Source organism: Variovorax sp. 05N34 (assembly GCF_056397405.1).
In genome coordinates this window covers 792,750-811,729 of record NZ_JBFTNI010000001.1, presented here as the reverse complement: position 1 = coordinate 811,729, position 18,980 = coordinate 792,750, and the positions used below count along the sequence as shown (strand labels likewise).

General features: G+C 64.7%; 15 protein-coding genes. 7 read left to right on the top strand and 8 right to left on the bottom strand.

From position 1 onward, the window contains the following. Nucleotides 1–35 precede the first annotated feature (35 nt). Both AC1DMA_RS03885 and AC1DMA_RS03880 read left to right on the top strand, forming a co-directional pair. On the top strand, nucleotides 36–299 hold the full coding sequence (locus AC1DMA_RS03885; RefSeq protein ID WP_478143285.1) for a ribbon-helix-helix domain-containing protein: 264 nt from the start codon (nucleotides 36–38) through the stop codon (nucleotides 297–299). After that, entirely contained in the window at nucleotides 296–631 is a 336-nt protein-coding gene (locus AC1DMA_RS03880) for a type II toxin-antitoxin system RelE/ParE family toxin (protein ID WP_478143284.1), read from the top strand. The genes AC1DMA_RS03885 and AC1DMA_RS03880 overlap by 4 nt, the downstream gene beginning before the upstream one ends. A 22-nt stretch (nucleotides 632–653) precedes the next feature. Here the strand turns inward: AC1DMA_RS03880 and AC1DMA_RS03875 are convergent, their stop codons facing one another. Both AC1DMA_RS03875 and AC1DMA_RS03870 read right to left on the bottom strand, forming a co-directional pair. After that, entirely contained in the window at nucleotides 654–1,832 is a 1,179-nt protein-coding gene (locus AC1DMA_RS03875; protein WP_478143283.1) for a restriction endonuclease subunit S, read from the bottom strand. Beyond that, on the bottom strand, nucleotides 1,829–3,481 hold the full coding sequence (locus AC1DMA_RS03870) for an HsdM family class I SAM-dependent methyltransferase (RefSeq protein ID WP_478143282.1): 1,653 nt from the start codon (nucleotides 3,479–3,481) through the stop codon (nucleotides 1,829–1,831). The genes AC1DMA_RS03875 and AC1DMA_RS03870 overlap by 4 nt, the downstream gene beginning before the upstream one ends. Before the next feature lie 137 nt (nucleotides 3,482–3,618). Between AC1DMA_RS03870 and AC1DMA_RS03865 the strand changes: the two genes are divergently transcribed. After that, nucleotides 3,619–4,551: a M14 family metallopeptidase gene (locus tag AC1DMA_RS03865; protein WP_478143281.1), complete on the top strand. Its 933-nt coding sequence runs from the start codon at nucleotides 3,619–3,621 to the stop codon at nucleotides 4,549–4,551. 18 nt (nucleotides 4,552–4,569) lie between these two features. Here the strand turns inward: AC1DMA_RS03865 and AC1DMA_RS03860 are convergent, their stop codons facing one another. Continuing rightward, nucleotides 4,570–6,375, bottom strand: coding sequence for a glutamine--tRNA ligase/YqeY domain fusion protein (locus AC1DMA_RS03860; protein WP_478126667.1), 1,806 nt, complete (start codon nucleotides 6,373–6,375; stop codon nucleotides 4,570–4,572). A 134-nt stretch (nucleotides 6,376–6,509) separates the two neighbouring features. Here AC1DMA_RS03860 and AC1DMA_RS03855 point away from each other — a divergent pair, with 134 nt between their 5' ends. Then, nucleotides 6,510–6,830 (top strand): hypothetical protein, encoded by a 321-nt coding sequence (locus AC1DMA_RS03855; protein WP_478126666.1) that lies wholly within the window; start codon nucleotides 6,510–6,512, stop codon nucleotides 6,828–6,830. Nucleotides 6,831–6,929: 99 nt separating this feature from the next. On the opposite strand, the gene AC1DMA_RS03850 is transcribed toward AC1DMA_RS03855, so the two are convergent. The 5 genes from AC1DMA_RS03850 to AC1DMA_RS03830 are packed head-to-tail and all read right to left on the bottom strand — an operon-like array spanning nucleotide 6,930 to nucleotide 10,687. Further along, on the bottom strand, nucleotides 6,930–7,769 hold the full coding sequence (locus tag AC1DMA_RS03850) for a LytR/AlgR family response regulator transcription factor (protein WP_478126665.1): 840 nt from the start codon (nucleotides 7,767–7,769) through the stop codon (nucleotides 6,930–6,932). Then, nucleotides 7,766–8,815 carry a sensor histidine kinase gene (locus AC1DMA_RS03845; protein WP_478126664.1) on the bottom strand — a complete coding sequence of 350 codons (1,050 nt, stop codon included), beginning with the start codon at nucleotides 8,813–8,815 and terminating at the stop codon, nucleotides 7,766–7,768. The genes AC1DMA_RS03850 and AC1DMA_RS03845 overlap by 4 nt, the downstream gene beginning before the upstream one ends. After that, complete coding sequence (locus tag AC1DMA_RS03840) at nucleotides 8,812–9,846, bottom strand: alpha/beta hydrolase family protein (protein ID WP_478143280.1); 1,035 nt, start codon at nucleotides 9,844–9,846, stop codon at nucleotides 8,812–8,814. The genes AC1DMA_RS03845 and AC1DMA_RS03840 overlap by 4 nt, the downstream gene beginning before the upstream one ends. Continuing rightward, nucleotides 9,843–10,124, bottom strand: coding sequence for a 2TM domain-containing protein (locus tag AC1DMA_RS03835; protein ID WP_478126662.1), 282 nt, complete (start codon nucleotides 10,122–10,124; stop codon nucleotides 9,843–9,845). Before AC1DMA_RS03835 ends, AC1DMA_RS03840 begins: the two co-directional genes overlap by 4 nt. Before the next feature lie 47 nt (nucleotides 10,125–10,171). Then, nucleotides 10,172–10,687, bottom strand: coding sequence for a DUF6622 family protein (locus AC1DMA_RS03830; RefSeq protein WP_478126661.1), 516 nt, complete (start codon nucleotides 10,685–10,687; stop codon nucleotides 10,172–10,174). A 257-nt stretch (nucleotides 10,688–10,944) separates the two neighbouring features. On the opposite strand from AC1DMA_RS03830, the gene AC1DMA_RS03825 reads away from it, so the two are divergent. From AC1DMA_RS03825 to AC1DMA_RS03815, 3 genes are all read left to right on the top strand, one after another. Then, the gene (locus AC1DMA_RS03825) at nucleotides 10,945–12,222 is read left to right on the top strand and encodes an efflux RND transporter periplasmic adaptor subunit (protein ID WP_478143279.1); all 1,278 of its coding nucleotides are present in this window, start codon (nucleotides 10,945–10,947) and stop codon (nucleotides 12,220–12,222) included. A 13-nt stretch (nucleotides 12,223–12,235) separates the two neighbouring features. Next, nucleotides 12,236–15,388 carry an efflux RND transporter permease subunit gene (locus tag AC1DMA_RS03820; protein WP_478143278.1) on the top strand — a complete coding sequence of 1,051 codons (3,153 nt, stop codon included), beginning with the start codon at nucleotides 12,236–12,238 and terminating at the stop codon, nucleotides 15,386–15,388. A gap of 274 nt (nucleotides 15,389–15,662) precedes the next feature. Beyond that, nucleotides 15,663–18,926 (top strand): efflux RND transporter permease subunit, encoded by a 3,264-nt coding sequence (locus tag AC1DMA_RS03815; protein ID WP_478143277.1) that lies wholly within the window; start codon nucleotides 15,663–15,665, stop codon nucleotides 18,924–18,926. Nucleotides 18,927–18,980: the final 54 nt, after the last annotated feature.

Genomic DNA, 18,980 nt, shown 5'->3' with positions numbered 1-18,980 from the left:
TTGCCAATTTTTGCCAAAACTCGTAGGCTCTTCTGATGAGCACTATGAACGTATCGCTCCCGGACGCCATGAAGTCCTTCGTCGATGAGCAAGTGGTGGAGCGCGGCTATGGCACGAGCAGTGAATATGTTCGCGAGCTCATCCGCAAGGATCAACAAAAGCTTCAGTTGCGGACTCTTCTTCTCCAGGGAGGGCTCTCCGCGCCCGCCGCCACTGCGGACAAGGCCTACTTCGACGGTTTGCGCGAGAGAGTGCGCAGCGCCGGAAAAAAGGGCTCTCGGGCCGGCGGTAAGAGGTGAGGGCGAAAGCGGTCGTCCCCCGAGAACAGGCAAACCGCGACATTGACGACGTCATCGCGTACTACATGAAAGAGGGCGCGGAAAGCGCCGCCTTCGGCTTCATCGACGAGCTCGAGAGTGCCTACATCCACATCAGCCGAAACCCCGGAACGGGCTCTACACGCTACGCCATTGAGCTCGACTTGCCCGGCCTGCGTTTCTGGTCTTTGACCCGCTTTTCGTACCTGGTTCTTTACTTTGAGCAGACAGACTGCATCGACGTCTGGCGCGTCCTGCACGGCCGCAGGCATATACCTGCGTGGATGCAGGAGCCGGCTTCCGGCGGACCATGAGCCGCTTTTCAGCAAATACGGCTCAGCGCAGCGTACGCGCCAGCAGCGACTCCAGCGTTTCCTCAGCGCCTTTCAGCAGCAACGCCTCTGTCGCCTGAGCCGCGGCGGTGGCATCCGCATAGCGCGCAAAGGCAAGCTGCTTGTCCAGCGGCGGCAGCATCACCGGCAGCGATTTCAGATCCTGCTGATTCAGGCTCGCTTGGTTGATCGCGCGCTTGGCGCGGGTCTGAAAATGCCGAGAGGTTCGGCGCGTCTGCAGCGCGGCGATCAGGTATTGCGGCAAAGCGCGTTCGGGGTTCGGCACCAGCCGCATCATGTTCGATTCGAACACCGTCGGCTCGGCCACGGTGCGAATCAAGACGCTCTTGCCAAGGTGCTCCGGGCTGTTGACGCGATTGATCAGGATGTCTCCCGAGTCCAGCGCATAGCGCCGCACTTCGTCGTTCTCGATCTGAAGGCGCTTGAGTGAGCCGGGTTCGCGCAGTTCGCCGTCGCGAAAGCTGTCGATGCGAACGATCGGCGTACCGGCGCCGTATGCGGACTTGTGCTTGTAGAGCCCGTTCTGCGGACCGGTCTTCAAAAGGCTTTCGAGAGGCACGACGGGCCACTGCCTGGGATTGCCGATCGAATCGCCGAATACGTCGGCATAGAGCGCCGGCACCATCTGGACGGTCCGCTCGCGGATTTCGCGACGCAGGCGGATGGCGCTCTGCGCGCACGACAGCAGGTCGACGATCCGGCGCTGTTCATTCAAGTCGGGCAGCGGGATCTTCTGGTCGAGGACGTGAGCATCCGACACCGCCGGATACAGCGCGCCGGTCGCGAGCTTGCACACGCCATTGACGAACAGCCTCGACCGCACGAAGAAGTAGATGTATTCGGGCAGCACGCGCGGGGTCGCACGCAATATGCAGAAGGCGGTGCTTGCAATTTCTCCATCGAGTTCCGGCGGCACCAGCGCGACGGCGTTGAGCTTCGGCCGGACGGTTGAAACCAGCACGTCGCCAGTGCGGATCTGCCTGCGCGCGCGGCTGGGCGCTTCGGCGCCCATCATCTTGCGAGCGCCGGTGATGGTTTTCTTCTTGTTGTCGACGGCGGCGACATCGACGTAGGTGAATGGATCGCCCGGCCAGGCCGACGGGTTCATCGTGCCCGTCTTCGCCTCGACCACCTCCCGCAGCGCGATCCGTGGCGCCGTCATTCTTCTTCCCGCTCCGTGAGCAGGATTCGCAGGTTTTCCATTTCCTTGGCGAACTCCAGTTCGAGCGCGATGACCTCGTCGACCAGTTCGCGCGGGTTGCGATGCTCGGCTTGCGCTTCAGTCAGGGGACGGTAGCGCGCCGCCGAGAGATTGAAGTCGTTGGCGCGCAGCGTGGCGGCGTCTGCGAACCACCATTTCTCGCCCCATTCGACCTCGGGTTCGCGCGCTTCCCAGCGGGCCAGCGACGTTTCGCGCTGCGCATAGGCTTGCGCCAGGCGCGGCAGGTCGTCGGCTTCGATGGGCCGGTCGTGATTGGCATCGGGTGCATAGCCGTCATCTTCGACATGCAGGAAGAGCACATGCTCGGTGTTGCCGCACTTGCGAAAGAAGAGCACCGAAGTCTTGACGCCCGAATAGGGCTGGAACACGCCGCCCGGAAGACTCAGCACCGCGTCCACCTGATTGTTCTCGACGAGCTGGCGGCGCAATTCCTTGTGCGCGGTGGTCGACCCGAACAAGACGCCTTCCGGCACCACCACGGCGGCCCGGCCCTCGGCGCGGAGGCTGTCCATCATGTACTTGAGAAAGAGCAGTTCGGTGCTGCTGGTGGTGCCCACTCGCACGTCATCGATGATGCGGTCCTTGTCGACGCGCCCGGAGAAAGGCGGATTCGCCAGGACCACGTGAAAGCCTTCGGGCGGCAGGTCGAGCTCGGCCTTCTTTGAATGGTCGAGCGCCGAGGTCAACACGTTCCGCTGGAGGATGCGCACGTTGGCGAGGCCGCGCAGCGTGAGATTCATCGTCGCGAGGCGGACCATCTTCGGGTCGACGTCGTTGCCGTAGAAGGTCTTGTTCTGGAGGATCGCGAGCTCTTCGTCCGTGAGCTTGTCGCCGAGGCCGCGCCTCAGGAGCTTGCCGTCGGCTTCGGCCTCCACGATGGCACCGGGCGATGAATGAGCGAGGCGGATGTGGTTGTAGGCCGCCACCAGGAACCCCGCAGTGCCGGCCGCCGGGTCGTAGATGGTTTCGCCGATGGTCGGGTCGACCATCTCGACGATGCGGCGGATGATGTGGCGCGGTGTGCGGAACTGGCCCAGTTCGCCCGCCTGCCTGATCTGCCGCAAGACGTGCTCGAAAAGGTCGCCCTTGGTGTCGGAGTCCGCGTCGGCCAGCCCGAGGCCATCCACGAGCCGAACGACCTGCGACAGCACGGTCGGCTCGCTAATGCCCAGGCGCGCACCGCGCATGAAGTCGTGCGCGCCGGCGGCGCCGATTTCGGAGAAGAACGGAAAGACCTCGTCGCGCACGAAGTGCACGAGCGCATCGCCCGTCAAGTCGGTCGCCCAGGCGGACCACCTGAAGCGCGAGCGCGGGATCACGGACGTGCCGGTCTGGAGGACCGTTGCCGTCAGCACGCCCTCGCGCGCGGAGGGCAGAGAAGCGTTGGACGCATTCCTGAGGGCCCAATCGCCGCTGAACATGCTGGAGTAGGGCTCGTTCAGCGTCTTGGCACGCATGGCGTTTTCGTCGTCGATGGTCTCCAGCAGATAGAAGAAGAACAGGAACGACAGTTGTTCGGCGTTGCTGACAGGATCGGGGTAGCCGCCGCCAAAGAGATAGTCGCGAATCTGGTCGATGGACCGTCGCATTTCAGCGGTCAAAGGCATGGGGACAGGGCTTGGGCGATTCGCATGATGAGCCCACGAGTCTAAGAGGCAAATTGGAGCAAACTCCGGGGACCCGGCGAATGCCGCCATGACCAGAGAAACGCAGGAAACGCAGCCTCATGACCCAGGATCTCCCCGCATTCGAAGTGCTCCCCCGCGACATTTCCGCCTATCGCCAGGGCAACACCGGCATTGACTACGTCCACCGCTTCGAATCCGGCCAGCCCGGTCCGCACGTGCTGATCAATGCGCTGACGCACGGCAACGAGATCTGCGGCATGGTGGCGGCCGCGCATCTGCTGGACACCGGCGTCCGCCCCAAGATCGGCACGCTGACCGTGAGCTTCGCGCACGTGGAGGCCTACAACGCCTTCGCGATCGAACGGCCCTTCGACAACCGCCAGATCGTGCACAACCTGAATCGCGTGTGGTCCGATGAGTGGCTGGACGGGCCTGAGGACAGCCCCGAACTGCGCCGCGCCCGCGAATTGCGGCCGGTGGTCGCGGCGGCGGACCACATCCTGGACATCCATTCGACGAGCCAGGACGTGGTGCCTTTCTGGGTCTATCCGGCATTCGAGCGCAATGCCAGCGTGGCGATGGCGATCGGGTTGCCGCCCGTTCACCTCGCGATGCCGAGTGGGCTGGGTTCGGGCACGCCGCTGATCCAGCATGGCCTGCATGCCGGAGCGGATGCGCCCGGCGCGGCGGTGGTCGTCGAATGCGGCCAGCATTTCAAGAAGGCTGCGGCGGACCTCGCGACCGAAGTGTCGCTGCGCTTTCTGGCGCATTTCGGGCTGATCGAGAGAGAACCGGTCGCCGCGCCCGAGCCGCAGCGGCGCTTTGAATTGCTGCAGACGCACGTCATCCAGTCGGAGGACTTCCGTTTCGTGCGCCCGCTGATCGGCTTCGAGACTTTTGCGAAAGGCGAGTTGATAGCGACCAATGGCCCGGACGAAATTCGCGCGCCATGCGACGAATGCACCGTGTTCATGCCGGCGCAACGGGTGATCGTGGGGCGAGAGGCCGTCTACCTGACGAAGCCTCTCTGAAAGCTGGCAGCCGCGCGGCTACTTGCCCCAACTGTCGCGCATGCCGGCTGCGCGATTGAACACACGCCCGCCCGACGCGTTCGCGCGCGAGTCCAGCACGAAATAGCCGTGCCGTTCGAACTGGTAGGGCGCGCCTTGCACCGATACGCCAAGCGAAGGCTCGGCATACGCCTGCGTCGTCTGCAGGCTCGCTTTGTTGAGTTCTTCCAGCAACTCGCCGCTGCCCGGCTGGGACGCGGCGAACAGGCGCTCGTAAAGCCGAACTTCGACCGGCACCGCGTCGGCCACCGCAACCCACGTGATGTTGCCCTTCACCTTGATGGCATCTGCGCCTGGTGTGCCGCTCTTGGTGTCCGGCACCAGCCTGGCCTGCACTTCGACCAGTTTGCCGTCCGCGTCACGGGTGCCGCCGGTGCATTCGACGACATGCCCGTACTTGAGCCGCACCTTGTTGCCCGGGAAGAGCCTGAAGAAGCCCTTTGGCTGCACGTCTTCGTAGTCCGTGCGCTCGATCCACACTTCGCGCCCCAGCTTGAAGTCGCGTCGGCCCATCTCCGGGTGGTGTGGATGCACGGGCGCCGAGCAGTCGTCGAGGACGTCGTCACCGCCCATCAGTTCACCCCAATTGGTAATGACCAGCTTGACCGGGTCGAGCACCGCCATGGCCCGCGGCGCGATCGGATCGAGCGTGTCACGCAGCGCGGCTTCGAGACTGGCGTAGTCGATCCATCCGCCCGACTTGGTGACGCCCGAACGCTCGCAGAACAGCCTGAGCGCCTCGGGTGTGTAGCCGCGGCGGCGCAGCCCGGCAAGGGTCGGCATGCGGGGGTCGTCCCAGCCGTCGACGTGGCCTTCCTCCACCAACTGGCGCAGCTTGCGCTTGCTGGTGATGACGTGGGTCACATTCAGCCGCGCAAATTCATACTGGCGCGGATGCGGCGAGGCGATCAGGCCCCCTTCGGCGAGGCGGTCAAGCAGCCAGTCGTAGAAGGGCCGCTGGTCTTCGAATTCGAGCGTGCAGATGCTGTGGGTGATCTGTTCCAGCGCATCCTCGATCGGGTGCGCGAAGGTGTACATCGGATAGATGCACCACTTGTCGCCGGTGTTGTGGTGCGTGGCGCGGCGAATGCGGTAGAGCGCAGGGTCGCGCATGTTGATGTTGGGGCTCGCCATGTCGATCCTGGCGCGCAGCACGGCGGCGCCGTCTTCGAGCCGGCCGTCGCGCATGGCGCGGAAGCGCAGCAGGTTCTCCTCGGGCGTGCGGTCGCGGAAAGGGCTGTCGGTGCCGGGCGTGTTGAAGTCGCCGCGAGTCGCGCGGATTTCGTCGGCGCTCTGTTCGTCCACATAGGCAAGGCCGGCGCCGATGAGGTATTCGGCCGCGCGATACATGAAATCGAAGTAGTTGCTTGCGAAGTACACGTGATCGTTCGGTGCGCCGGGGTGGGCGGGATCGTCCGTCATCGTGGTGCTGTAGCCCATCCACTTCACGGCGTCCCGGATGGCGTCGACGTATTCCTGTTCTTCTTTTTCGGGATTGGTGTCGTCGAAGCGCAGGTGGCAAATGCCGCCGTATTCCTTGGCAAGCTCGAAGTTCAGCCAGATGCTCTTGGCATGGCCGATGTGCAGGTAGCCGTTGGGTTCGGGCGGAAAGCGCATGCGGACCTTGGCCGGGTCCTGCATGCCCTGGCCGTGGTGTGCGGCATCGCCTGGGGTGCCGCCCCATTTACGGGTCGAATAGGTGCCCTGTTCGAGGTCGTTTTCGATCACGTGGCGCAGGAAATTGCTTGGCTTGGCGGTGTCGTTGTCGGCTGCAGGGGAGGTCATTCGCCCATTCTAGGGGGCGGTCTGCGGGCGTTACTTTTGGCAACTTTCTTCACAGTGCGGCGTACACCACATTGACACTTGCCGCGTTCAATACCTACATGGCGGCCAACACCGCTTCAACAGGAGATCCAGAGATGACCACGACCCGATCCACTCTCTTCAAATGGGCTGCTGCCGGTGCGGTTGCCGCAGGTGCGCTTTTTGGCATGGCTTCGGCCAATGCAGCCAACTGGTCCGTCGGCGTGAACGTCCCCGGCATCGCCGTGGGTGTTGCGTCGCCGCAACCCTATTACGCGCCGCCGCCGGTCTACTACGCACCGGCCCCCGCGTACGTCGCGCCCGCACCTGTGTATTACCGGCCCGCACCGGTGTACATGGCACCCCCGCCGGTCTACTACCGTCCGGCGCCTGGGTACTACCATCGTCACCACCGCGGACCGTACTATCGCTATTGAGCGCGGTTGAAAGTTAATGAGCGTTAGCCGTCAGCAATTTGCCTGCTGTCACATGAAAAGCCGGCCTCTGTCACAGGGGGTCGGTTTTTTCATGGACGGCTACATCGCGCGGAAGAGGTGAGCGTAGAGCCGGCTGACCGGGATCCTTTCCGGGCGGCCCCGCAAGGTGAGGTGCTGCCTGCCGGCGTCGTCGCGGCAAACCGATTCGATCGCGTCGCTGCGCACCACCACGGCCCGGTGTACCTGCCAGAAGACGTTGGAATCGAGTTGAGGCAGCAATTGCTTGAGCGGCGTGCGGATCAGGTATTCATTCCGGACGGTCAGCACCCGCACGTATTTGTCGGCAGCCTCGAAATATTGCACTTCGTCGATGGGCACCATGCGCACGCTGTTGCCCGACGAGCCCGCTTCGCTGGCCGGAATTAGCTTGAGCGGTGCTCCGGCTGTCGCGCCTGAGGGCAGGATGCCTTCGCTGGCTGCGGCCAGAACCTTGTGCCACTGCGCCAACGTGCTGGCGAGCGCATCGGCCGGCGCCGCGGCGGGCGATGGGGTGGATTGCAGGGTCTTCCGCAGTCGTTCCACGGTGCGCCGCAGGCGGTCGGGCTGCACGGGCTTGAGCACGTAGTCGATGGCTTGCGCATCGAATGCGCGCGCAGCGTATTCGTCGTAGGCCGTGACGAAGACCAGCTGCGGAATCGGCGCCTCGTCGCCGGGCCATGTATCGGCCAGTTCGGCGGCGACACCGAGGCCGTCCATTCCCGGCATGCGGATGTCGAGAAAAAGCACTTGCGGCAACTTCGCCAGAGCCTCGCGCACCGCGCTGCGCCCGTCGCCCACGACAGCGATGATTTCGAGCTCGGGCCATGCGGCGGCCAGCTCGGCCCGCAGGGCCTGTGCCAGCAACGGTTCATCTTCGGCAATCAGGGCAGTCGTCTTCATGTCGGCGAGGGAAAGCTGATGACGGCGCGCGTGCCGCCGGTGTCGAGAGGGGTCAGGATCATCGTGCTTTTAGGGCCATACACCGTATGGAGCCGCTCGCGCACCTGGGCCAGCCCGAAGCCGCCGGTTCCATCAGAAGCGCTATCGCCGTCGATGCCGACACCAGAATCGGTCACCTCGATGACGAGCTGCGCGCCTTCGCGCTTGGCCCGCACGGTGATTTCGCCGCCTTCCACCTGGGGCTCCAGGCCGTGGCGGATGCTGTTTTCAATCAGGGGCTGAAGCATCAGCGGCGGCACGGGCACATCGCGGAGGTCGGCGGGCAGATCGAGCCTGTAGCGCAGGCGCTCGCCCATGCGCACGGACATCAGTTCGAGGTAGTCGCCGAGCCGGTCGAATTCGGCGGACAGCGGATGCGAGAGCGCCCGTGAGCCGGTGAGCGTGACGCGCAGGTAGCTGTTGAGATGGTCGAGCATGGCCACGGCGCGTGGCGGATCGGTGGTGATGAGCGCGCGCAGATTGGCGAGCGTGTTGAAGAGCATGTGCGGCTCAAGCTGCGTTTCGAGCAGCTTCAGCTTGGCCTCCGTCGCATCGCGTTCCGCTGCGCTGATCTGGGCGGCCAGCGCCGCGGTTTGTCCGCGGGCATGAAAGAAGAAGCTGGCAATGGCGCCTGCGAAGATGGTGATGGCGAGGCTGATCGAGCTGTCGCGCGGCGTGCCGACGCCGCCGTCACCGAGGAAGAAATCCGCCAACCGGTCGCCAAACAGGAATCCGCAGGCGATGCCGACAGCGGTCAACACCACGCCGCGCCAGCCTTTGGGCCACCCATGTCCGCCGCTGCTGCTGTGGTGGCAGTTGCGCTCGTCGACGAAATAGCGGCCGAACTCGATCACGATCCACGACACGAAGCCGATCGTCAGCGAATATCCCAGCTGCACCAGATAGGTCTTGCGCGGCCAGATCAGCGTTGTCAATACAGCGACTGCGCAGCAAAACGCCGCCACTTGAAGGCCGTGGCGGGCGGCGTCGCTCCATCGGATGTTCATCGCTGCAGATTCTGGACGAAGAATTGCGTGATCGCCGCGTAGACGCCCGGCAGCGTTGCTCGGTCGAAGCCCGGCGGGTCATCCAGCAAGGCAGCCAGGCGCGGGGGCAGATCGGGCACCTGGGGCGACAGTGTCGAGCCGTGGCCGCCGCCCGGCATGTCCGCGACCAGCACGCACCGCTTGCACGCGGCACGCACCGCGTCGATGTGCCATTGGGGCGCCAGCCACGCATCCTTGCCGCCTCGCACCAGACCGAGCGGAATTCCCGGCGTCGCGAGAGAAGCCATGTCGATGGTCGCGGCCATGGGCACCGCGGCCACGGCGGCGGTGATGCGCGGATCGGTCCAGCCTTCGAGGGTGGTCTGGCTGCCCAGCTTGAAATCGATCACGCGGCGGGAAACCGCGAGGCGCAACGGGTCGAGCACGCCGCCGGTGAGGGACGTCGCCAAGCCCACGCAGGATGGAAAGTCTTCCGCCAGATGCGCCTGGCAATGCGCGTTCAGCAAGGCCGGCGACCAGCGCGCACCTGCCAGGGTCAGCGCGGTGAGGCCGCCTGCCGACATGCCGTAGATGCCGACATGCTGAAAGTCGAGCAGCGGCGCGAATCGGGCATCCCCGGCCATCGCGTCGATGGTTTGCGACACCTCTTTGGGACGGCGGCGCCAGGTCCTGGGGCCGACGTCGCTCATGTCGTGAAAATTGTCGCCAGCATGTTCCGGCATGGCGACGGTGAAGCCTGCGTTCACCAGCGTGATCGCCAGATCGGCCTGCGGCCAGGCGGAGCCGCCCGAGCCGTGCGACACCACGATCAAATGGCCGTTGCCCGCAACAGGAGCGGCGTCGACGGCGGCGCTCAGCGTGAAGGGGCCGCGATGCACCGTCTTAGGAGGCGCATCGGTCGGATAGAACACCGTGATCGGCCCCGAACCTGCGGGCGCCGCGAGCACTGCCAGTCCCGTGGCTGCTTGCGCAGCCGAAGCGAGCGCGCAGGCCGCGACGAGCGCCAGGGCGCGGAGGTACCGGGCGCTCACCACCGGTCTCCCTTGGCACCGGACAGCCTGGCGCGTTCGCGTTCGACCATGCGCTCGAGCATGTTGCTTCCCGGCGCAAAGAGCCACACCGCTGCGCCGTGCAAGGCCAGACCCACGCCCCAGCCCAGGAGCGGAAAGATCGCCCAGCGATGGCCGCTTGCGAACGAGAGCACGACGAGCATCAAGTTGACCGCCAGATAAGCGGCGAGATGGATGAACCAGCCGATCTTGGCCTTGGCGCGCCGGCGGGCCAGTCGTTCGATGTCATTTGAGTCCATGGCGAATATCTCCGGATGTATGGGTGGATTTATGGGTAAATGGAATGTCAGATGGCGATGGTTGCAGTGCGGTCGGCATGGATTGCCAGGCGCCAGAGGCGGATCGCCCGGCCGGCAAATATGCCCGTGAAAGCTCCATAGAGCGCGCTGATGCCGATCTCGAAAGTGGCTTGGTGTCCGAGTTCCGGATGCATGGCCAGCAGTACACCCACGACGTATTTGGTGAAGAAGATGCCCATCATGAGCATCAGCGGCACGGCCGTGCCTGCGAGATGAAAGCGGCGCGCCGCGGCGTCATAGCGCGTGCTCGCCGGCACGGGCCGCTGCACCACAAGGGCTAGCACGGCAAGCGCCGCTGCGGCCCAGGCCGGCAGAGCCATCAAGGATTCACCGAAAGCCGAAGCGACGCCGAAGAGCGACAGGCAGATCATCACGGCGGGCACGATGGTGACGCGGGTCAGGCTCACGCTGCTTGCGAGCAACTGCTTGGCGCCGAACCAAAGCAGGAGAGCAAAGGAGACGAACACCCACTTGGGCGTGTGGATCAGGATCTGGGTCAGCATCGTGTTTTCTCCGTAAGGATCGGGGATGAGGGGTCAGGGATGAATGTCGATGGGCGGACTGTGCCGATCGATTCACGGACTCGCCATCGCTGTGCGACGAAACGCAAGCCGGCGGCGCCAATTGCCATCGGGCGGCGCCAGACGCAGACGTCAACCTGTGCTTTACCGTCCCTTTACGGTTTGTCGCGGTGGAGCGCTACGATTCGGCGATCAACTACAGGCAACCTGCATTTCTGCATACCTGCCCAAAAGCACCGATGTCGTCACCCTCCCCCGCCGAGCCCGTTCCCGCCCCCCAGCCCAATCATCGCGCTCCCTCCCACAAGCGGCGCTGGCTTGGCAGCCTGTTGGCCGTTCTGGTGACGCTCGCGCTGATCGGCGGCGCCGTCTATCTCATCAAGCGCCCGGCCGCACCCACGGGCGGTCCCGGTGCTTTCGGTGCTGCTTCGACCGTCGGCCACGCGGTGGCACGGCGCGCTGACCTGCCGATCCTCATTGATGCGCTTGGTACGGTGACGCCATTGGCGACGATCACGCTCCGGCCGCAGGTCGGCGGTGTGCTGACCGAGGTTCACTACACCGAAGGACAGATGGTCGCCAAGGACCAACTGCTGGCCCGCATCGATCCGCGCCCTTATGAACAGGCGCTGGCGCAGGCCCAGGGCACGCGGGTTCGCGACGAGGCACAACTGGAAGCGGCGCGGGTCACGCTGTCGCGCTACCGCACGCTGCTCACGCAGGATTCGATCGCGCGGCAGGACGTCGACACGCAGGCCGCGCTGGTCAAGCAACTCGAAGGGGCCGTGATTACCGACCGCGCGGCCGAGGCCGCTGCCAAGCTCAACCTCGAATACACGCGAATCGTCGCGCCGGTTGCCGGACGCATCGGACTGCGCACTGTGGATCCCGGCAATACCGTGACCGCCAACGCGACCACGGGCATCGCGATGATCACGCAGATGAACCCGATCGATGTGCAGTTCGCCGTGCCGCAGGACCGCATTCCCGACATTCAGGCGCAACTCTCCAAGGGAGAGAAGCTGCCCGTGAAGGCGCTGGACCGCGTTCGCAGTTCGACACTCGACACCGGCTTTTTCTCGACGCTCGACAACGTGGTCGACACCAGCACAGGCACGGTCAGGGCCAAGGCGCGTTTTGCGAATGCCGGAACACCGCTCTTTCCCAACCAGTTCGTCAATGTGCAGATGACGCTGCGCACCGTGAGCGCCATCGTCGTGCCCGTGACTGCCGTGCGCACCGGCCCCAACGGCACCTTCGTCTATATCGTGAACGACGACCGCACGGTGTCGATGCGCGCTGTGAAGCGGGGCGACGCGACCGTCGACCTGGTGTCGATCGTCGATGGCGTCAAGGAAGGCGACATCGTCGTGACCGAAGGTGGCGATCGCCTGAAGGACGGCGCGCGCGTGCAATTGCAGGGCGACAAGCCCGCCGCGGCAAAGCCTCCGGGTCAGAAGGGCCCGCGCGGCGAAGGCCAGGGCCAGGGCCGTCGGCAGCGTCCGCCGCCGCAGTGAGGGGACCGAGATGATGAGTCCGTCGCGCGCTTTCATCGAGCGGCCGGTCGCGACCGCGCTGCTCATGGTGGCGATCGTCCTCGCGGGGCTGGTGGGTTTTCGCTTCCTGCCGCTTGCCGCGTTGCCCCAAGTCGACTACCCGACGATCCAGGTCCAGACGCTCTATCCGGGCGCCAGTCCGGAGGTCATGAGCCGCACGGTGACGGCGCCGCTCGAGCGCCAGTTCGGGCAGATGGCCGGACTCGACCGCATGAGTTCGACCAGCGCGACGGGCGTGTCGATCATCACGCTGCAATTCGCGCTCGACCAGACGCTCGATGTCGCCGAACAGCAGGTGCAGGCCGCGATCAACGCTGGTGGCTCGCTGCTGCCGGCAGACCTCCCGGCGCCACCGGTGTATGCCAAGGTGAATCCGGCGGACGCGCCCATTCTCACGCTGGCGGTGAGTTCGGAGACGATGCCGCTGACCGAGGTGCAGAACCTCGTGAACACGCGCCTTGCGCAGAAGATCAGCCAGGTCAGCGGGGTGGGGCTGGTGTCGCTCTCGGGCGGCCAGCGGCCAGCCGTGCGTATCCAGGCGAACACCGATGCCTTGGCATCGGTAGGCATCGGTCTCGATACGTTGCGCACGGCCATCGCGGCGGCCAATTCGAACAGCGCCAAAGGCAGCTTCGACGGGCCGAAGCGCGCCTACACCATCAACGCAAACGACCAGCTTGCAACCGCCGCCGACTACAAAAACCTGATCATCGCGTGGAAGAACGGCGCGCCTGTGCGCATGAGCGATGTCGCGCGCGTGGTCGACGGCGCCGAGAACACGCAGCTCGGCGCCTGGGCGGCGCTGCGTTCGGATGCGAAGCCGACTGGTACGACGCCAGGGGCGCAAGAGACCCAGGAGGCCCAGGAGGCGCAACCCAAGCTCTATCCGGCGATCATCCTGAACGTCCAGCGGCAGCCGGGTGCCAATGTGATCGGCACGGTCGACGCGATCAAGCGGCAGTTGCCTGAGCTCGAGGCATCGCTGCCCGGCTCGATCAAGGTGGAGGTACTGAGCGATCGCACGACGGGCATTCGCGCGTCGGTGAGCCACGTGCAGCTCGAACTCGCGCTCGCGGTGGTGCTGGTCGTGCTGGTGATCTTCTTCTTCCTGCACAGCCTGCGCGCGACGGTGATCGCGAGCATCGCGGTACCGATCTCGTTGATCGGCACTTTCGGGCTGATGTATCTGCTGGGCTACAGCCTCAACAACCTGAGCCTGATGGCGCTGACCATTGCGACAGGCTTCGTGGTGGACGACGCGATCGTCATGATCGAGAACATCGCCCGCTATCTGGAGAAGGGCGAACCGCCGTTCCAGGCAGCACTCAAAGGCGCGACGCAGATCGGGTTCACGATCATTTCGCTGACGGTTTCGCTCATCGCGGTGCTGATTCCGCTGCTCTTCATGGGCGATGTGGTGGGGCGGCTTTTCCGCGAGTTCGCGGTGACGCTGGCAATCACGATCCTGATTTCGGCGGTGGTCTCGTTGACGCTGGTGCCAATGATGTCCGCGCGCTGGTTGAAGCCCGAATCGGAAGAGGGCGGCCGTTTCGGCGTGAGCGTGCAGCGATTCTTAGACCGGGTGATCGCACGCTACGACCAATGGCTGCAGTGGGTGTTCCGGCATCAGCCGCTGACGCTCCTGGTCGCGGCGCTGACGCTGGCGCTGACGGTGCTGCTTTACGTCGTCATTCCGAAGGGGCTCTTTCCGACGCAGGATACGGGTCAGCTCCAGGCGCGCATCCGGGCGGCGCAGGAGGTGTCGTATGTGCGAATGGCCGAGCTGCAGCAATCGGCGGCGAATGCGATCCTGGCGGACCCTGACGTCCAAAGCCTGAGTTCGGTGGTGGGTGTGGATGCGGCCAACAACACGGCGCTCAATGCCGGAAGCATGCTGGTCAACTTGCGCAAGGGCCACGATTCGCAGAGCACGGTGATGCAGCGTCTGCGAGATCGCGTCAATGAAAGCGTGGCGGGCGTGAGTCTGTATCTGCAGCCGACGCAAGACTTGACGATCGATGCGGAGACGGGGCCGACGGAGTTCCGCCTGTCGCTCGAAGGCGTGGACACGGCGACGGTGAACGACTGGGCGCGCAAGCTCGCCGAGCGTCTGCGCACGGTACCGGAGGTGCGCAATCCGACGACGGATGCGGGGGCGCAGGGGCTGGCCGCTTATGTGGACATCGACCGCAATACCGCATCGCGGCTGTCGGTGACGGCAAGCTCGGTGGACGACGCGCTCTACAGTGCCTTCGGGCAGCGGATCGTATCGACGATTTTCACGGAGACGAATCAATACCGGGTGATCCTCGAAGCGCAGCGCGATGCCTTGTCTTCGCCGGAGCTGCTGGGGAACCTGCAATTGCGCACGGGCACGGGCGCGCCGACGCCGCTGTCTTCATTGGCGACGGTGCGCGAGCAGTACGCGCCACTGCAGGTGACGCGGGTGGCGCAGTATCCGGGCGCGACGGTGGGCTTCGATACGGCGCCAAACCTGGCGCTCGGAAAATCGGTGGCGGCGATCCGCACGGCGGCCAAGGAGATCGGCCTGCCGCCGAGCGTGACGATGACTTTCCTCGGCGCGGCTGGAGCCTATGAGAAGTCGCTCACCAATCAGTTGTGGCTGATTCTTGCGGCGGTGGTGTGCGTGTACATCGTGCTGGGGGTGCTGTATGAGAGCTACATCCATCCACTGACGATTTTGTCGACGCTGCCTTCGGCGGGTGTGGGTGCGTTGCTGGCGCTGATGGTGACGGGCAACGACCTGGGGGTGATCGGGATCATCGGGATCATCCTGCTGATCGGGATCGTGAAGAAGAACGCGATCATGATGATCGACTTCGCGATCGATGCGGAGCGCCATCAGGGCAAGTCGCCTGAGGAGGCGATTCACCAGGCCGCGCTGCTGCGCTTTCGGCCTATCTTGATGACTACGTTGGCTGCGCTGTTTGCGGCTGTGCCTCTGATGTTCGGATGGGGCGAGGGGGCTGAGCTGCGGCGGCCCTTGGGGCTGGCGATATTTGGTGGGCTGGTGGTGAGCCAGGTGTTGACGCTGTTCACTACGCCTGTGATTTATCTTGGGTTTGATCGGTTGGGGCGGCGGTTTGGGCGGGGGGCTGAGGTGTGACTGTCTTGGTTTGCGGTCCGCTGGTTTGGTGGGTCCGCCCGGTATGCGGTGCGGGCTGCACAACCCCGCTGCGCCGGCCCTTCGGGCTTCCCTGCAGTGCTCACGTCAGGCGGGGTCCGCGTGAAACTCGCTGCGCTCAAACACACGCGGCCCTGATCCGCCTGACGCTCCGCGCTTCGGCGGTGCAGAGGGGTTGTGCAGCCCGCACCGCATACCGGGCTGCGTTGTTTTGCGAAGGCGGCTGGTGCTTCGACGGGCTTTCGGGGGGCGTGCTTTGAATCTCTCCAAGCCATTCGTCGAGCGGCCGATCGCTACGGTGCTGCTGACCATTGGGGTGGCACTGGCGGGGATCGTCGCGTTTCTGGTGCTGCCTGTTTCACCGCTTCCGCAAGTCGACTTTCCGACGATTTCGGTGCAGGCTCAGCTGGCCGGGGCCAGTCCCAGCACGATGGCTTCAAGTGTGGCGACGCCGCTGGAGCGCAGGTTGGGGATTATTCCGGGGGTCAACGAGCTGACTTCGACGAGTTCCAACGGGTCGGCTCGGGTGACGTTGCAGTTCGATCTGAGCCGCAATATCGACAGTGCGGCGCGCGAGGTGCAGGCGGCCATCAATGCGGCCCGTGTCGATTTGCCGGCGACGCTGCGGAGCAATCCGACTTATCGAAAACGCAATCCGACGGCAGCGCCGGTGATGATTCTTGCGCTGACGTCGAAGACGCGTACGCCGGGGCAGATCTACGAAGAGGTTTCGAACATCGTCAGTCAGCGCCTGTCGCAGGTCGAAGGCGTGGGCGAGGTGGAGATCGGTGGCGGCTCGCTGCCGGCGGTGCGGGTGGAACTGGAGCCTTTCTCGCTGAACAGGCTGGGCATCAGTACGGAGGACGTGCGCGCGGCGATCCAGGCCAACAACGCGAATCGGCCGAAGGGCGCGATCGAAAGCGGCGATCGCAAGCTGCAGATTTACACGCCTTCGCCCGGAAGGCGCGCGGCGGACTACAAGGATCTGGTGATCGCCTGGCGCAACAACGCGGCGGTGCGCCTGGGCGATGTGGCGCGTGTGATCGATGGGGTCGAGAACACGCGCACGCTGGGTCTGTTCAATGGCGCGCCGGCGGTGATCGTGCTGGTGACGCAGGCGCCGGGTGCGAACATCATCGAGACGGTGGACGGCGTGCGAAAGCTGCTGCCGGAGTTGCGCGCGCAGTTGCCGCAGGACATCGACATCCAGGTCGCCTCTGATCGCACGAACTCGATCCGCGCGTCGCTGCGCGAGATCGAGGGCACGTTGATGATTTCGATCGTGCTTGTGGTGCTGGTGGTCGGGCTGTTCTTGCGAAAGGCACGCGCCACGATCATTCCGGCGGTGGCGACGGTGGTTTCGCTGCTCGGCACCTTTGGGGTGATGCATCTGCTGGGCTATAGCCTGAACAATCTGAGCCTGATGGCGCTCACGGTTGCGACGGGCTTCGTGGTGGACGACGCGATCGTGGTGCTCGAAAACACGATGCGGCATGTCGAGAAGGGCATGAATCGTGTCGAAGCGGCACTGCGCGGGGCGCGCGAGGTGGGCTTCACGGTCTTGTCGATCAGCATTTCTCTCGTGGCGGTGTTCATTCCGCTGCTCTTCATGGGCGGGCAGGTCGGGCGGCTGTTCCGCGAGTTCGCGGTGACGCTGTCGGTGTCGGTGCTGATTTCGCTGGTCATTTCGCTGACCACCACGCCGATGCTGTGCGCGTTGTTGCTGCGCAGCGAATCCGAAGAAGCCGGCAAGCCGCCGGGCAAGGTGCGCGCGTGGTTCATCCGGGTCTCGGAGCGCATGTGGGACAGCACGCTGCGCACCTATGCGCACAGCCTTGACTGGGCGCTCGCGAGCAAGGGGATCGTGATCCTGGTGCTGTTGGCGGTGATCGGGCTGAATGTCTATCTCTTCGGCGCAATTCCGAAGGGCTACTTTCCGCAGCAGGACAACGGGCAGCTCAATGCGGGCTTGCGGGCCGACCAGAGCATCTCGTCGGAGGCCATCAACGAGAAGCTGCGGCAGGCGGTGGACATCATCAACAAGGACCCGGCGGTCGACAGCGTCGTCGGCTTTGCGGGCGGCAGCCGCGCGGGTGGCGGGTTCATGTTCGTCAACCTGAAGCCAGTGTCCGAACGCACGGAGCGCACCCAGGCAGTCATCGATCGCCTGCGGCCGCAGCTCAACCAGCTGACGGGACTGCGGGTGTTCCTCAGTCCGGTTCAGGATCTGCGCATGGGCGGCCGGTCGAGCAATTCCACCTACCAATACACGCTCAAGAGCGACAACCTTGCCGATCTGCGGGCGTGGTCGACCAAGCTGGCCGACCGCTTGCGGCAGGAGACCTTGCTGACGGACGTCGACAGCGACGATGCGGACAATGGCGTCGAAACCTTCGTCGACGTGGATCGCGAAGCCGCCGCTCGGCTGGGCGTGACGTCGAGCGCGGTGGACAACGCGCTCTACAACGCCTACGGCCAGCGCTCGGTGGCAACCATCTACGACGAGCTCAATCAGTACTCGGTGATCATGGAGTGGGCACCGCGATTCCAGCGCTCGCCGATCGTGCTGAAGGACCTCTACGTGCCATCGACGCTGGCGACCACCACGGCGGCGAACGGGGCGTCGATTGTCAGTTCGCTCGATGAAAACAGGGACGCGACCACGGGCACGTCGACCCTCACGTCGGCCAACCCTTCGTCGCGCACGTCCTCGACCGGCCAGCAGGTGGCGACCGACACGACGCTGATGGTGCCGCTGTCCGCCTTCGCGAAATTCAGCGAGCGCGCCGTGCCGACGTCGATCGATCACCAGGACACCGAGCTTGCCAGCACGGTGTCGTTCAACCTGGCCGATGGCGCCAGCCTGAGCGATGCGAAGCGCATCGTTGCGCAGGCCGAGGCGGACATCGCGATGCCGGTCAACGTGCGCGGGAGCTTTCAAGGCACTGCGCTGGCGGCGCAGCAATCGCAGGCGCAGCAATGGTTTCTCATCGTCGCCGCGCTGGTGGTGATCTACATCGTGCTCGGCGTGCTGTATGAAAGCCTGATACACCCCATCACCGTGCTGACCACCCTTCCGTCCGCAGGGGTGGGGGCGGTGCTGGCGCTGCTGCTGTTCCGCATGGAGTTCTCGATCATTGCGCTGATCGGGGTCTTCTTGCTGATCGGCATCGTCAAGAAAAACGCCATCCTGATCATCGATTTCGCACTAGAGGCCGAGCGCTCACGCGGCCTCACCGCAGTCGAGGCCGTGCGCGAGGCCTGCCTGCTGCGTTTCCGACCCATTCTGATGACGACGCTGGCTGCGGCGCTCGGTGCGTTGCCGCTCGCCATCGGCTTCGGGCTGGGTGCGGAGTTGCGGCAGCCGCTGGGCGTCGCGATCATTGGCGGACTGATCGCGAGCCAATTGCTGACTTTGCTGACCACGCCGGTGGTCTACGTGCTGCTGGACAAGCTGCGCCGCCGTCCGGCCAACGAAAAATTCCTGAGCCGCGCCGCCGACGCGTCCCCGACATCATGACCGTATCGAACCGACTTTTCTTTCGTCGTTCTCAGCACCGCGCCGTTGTGCGCA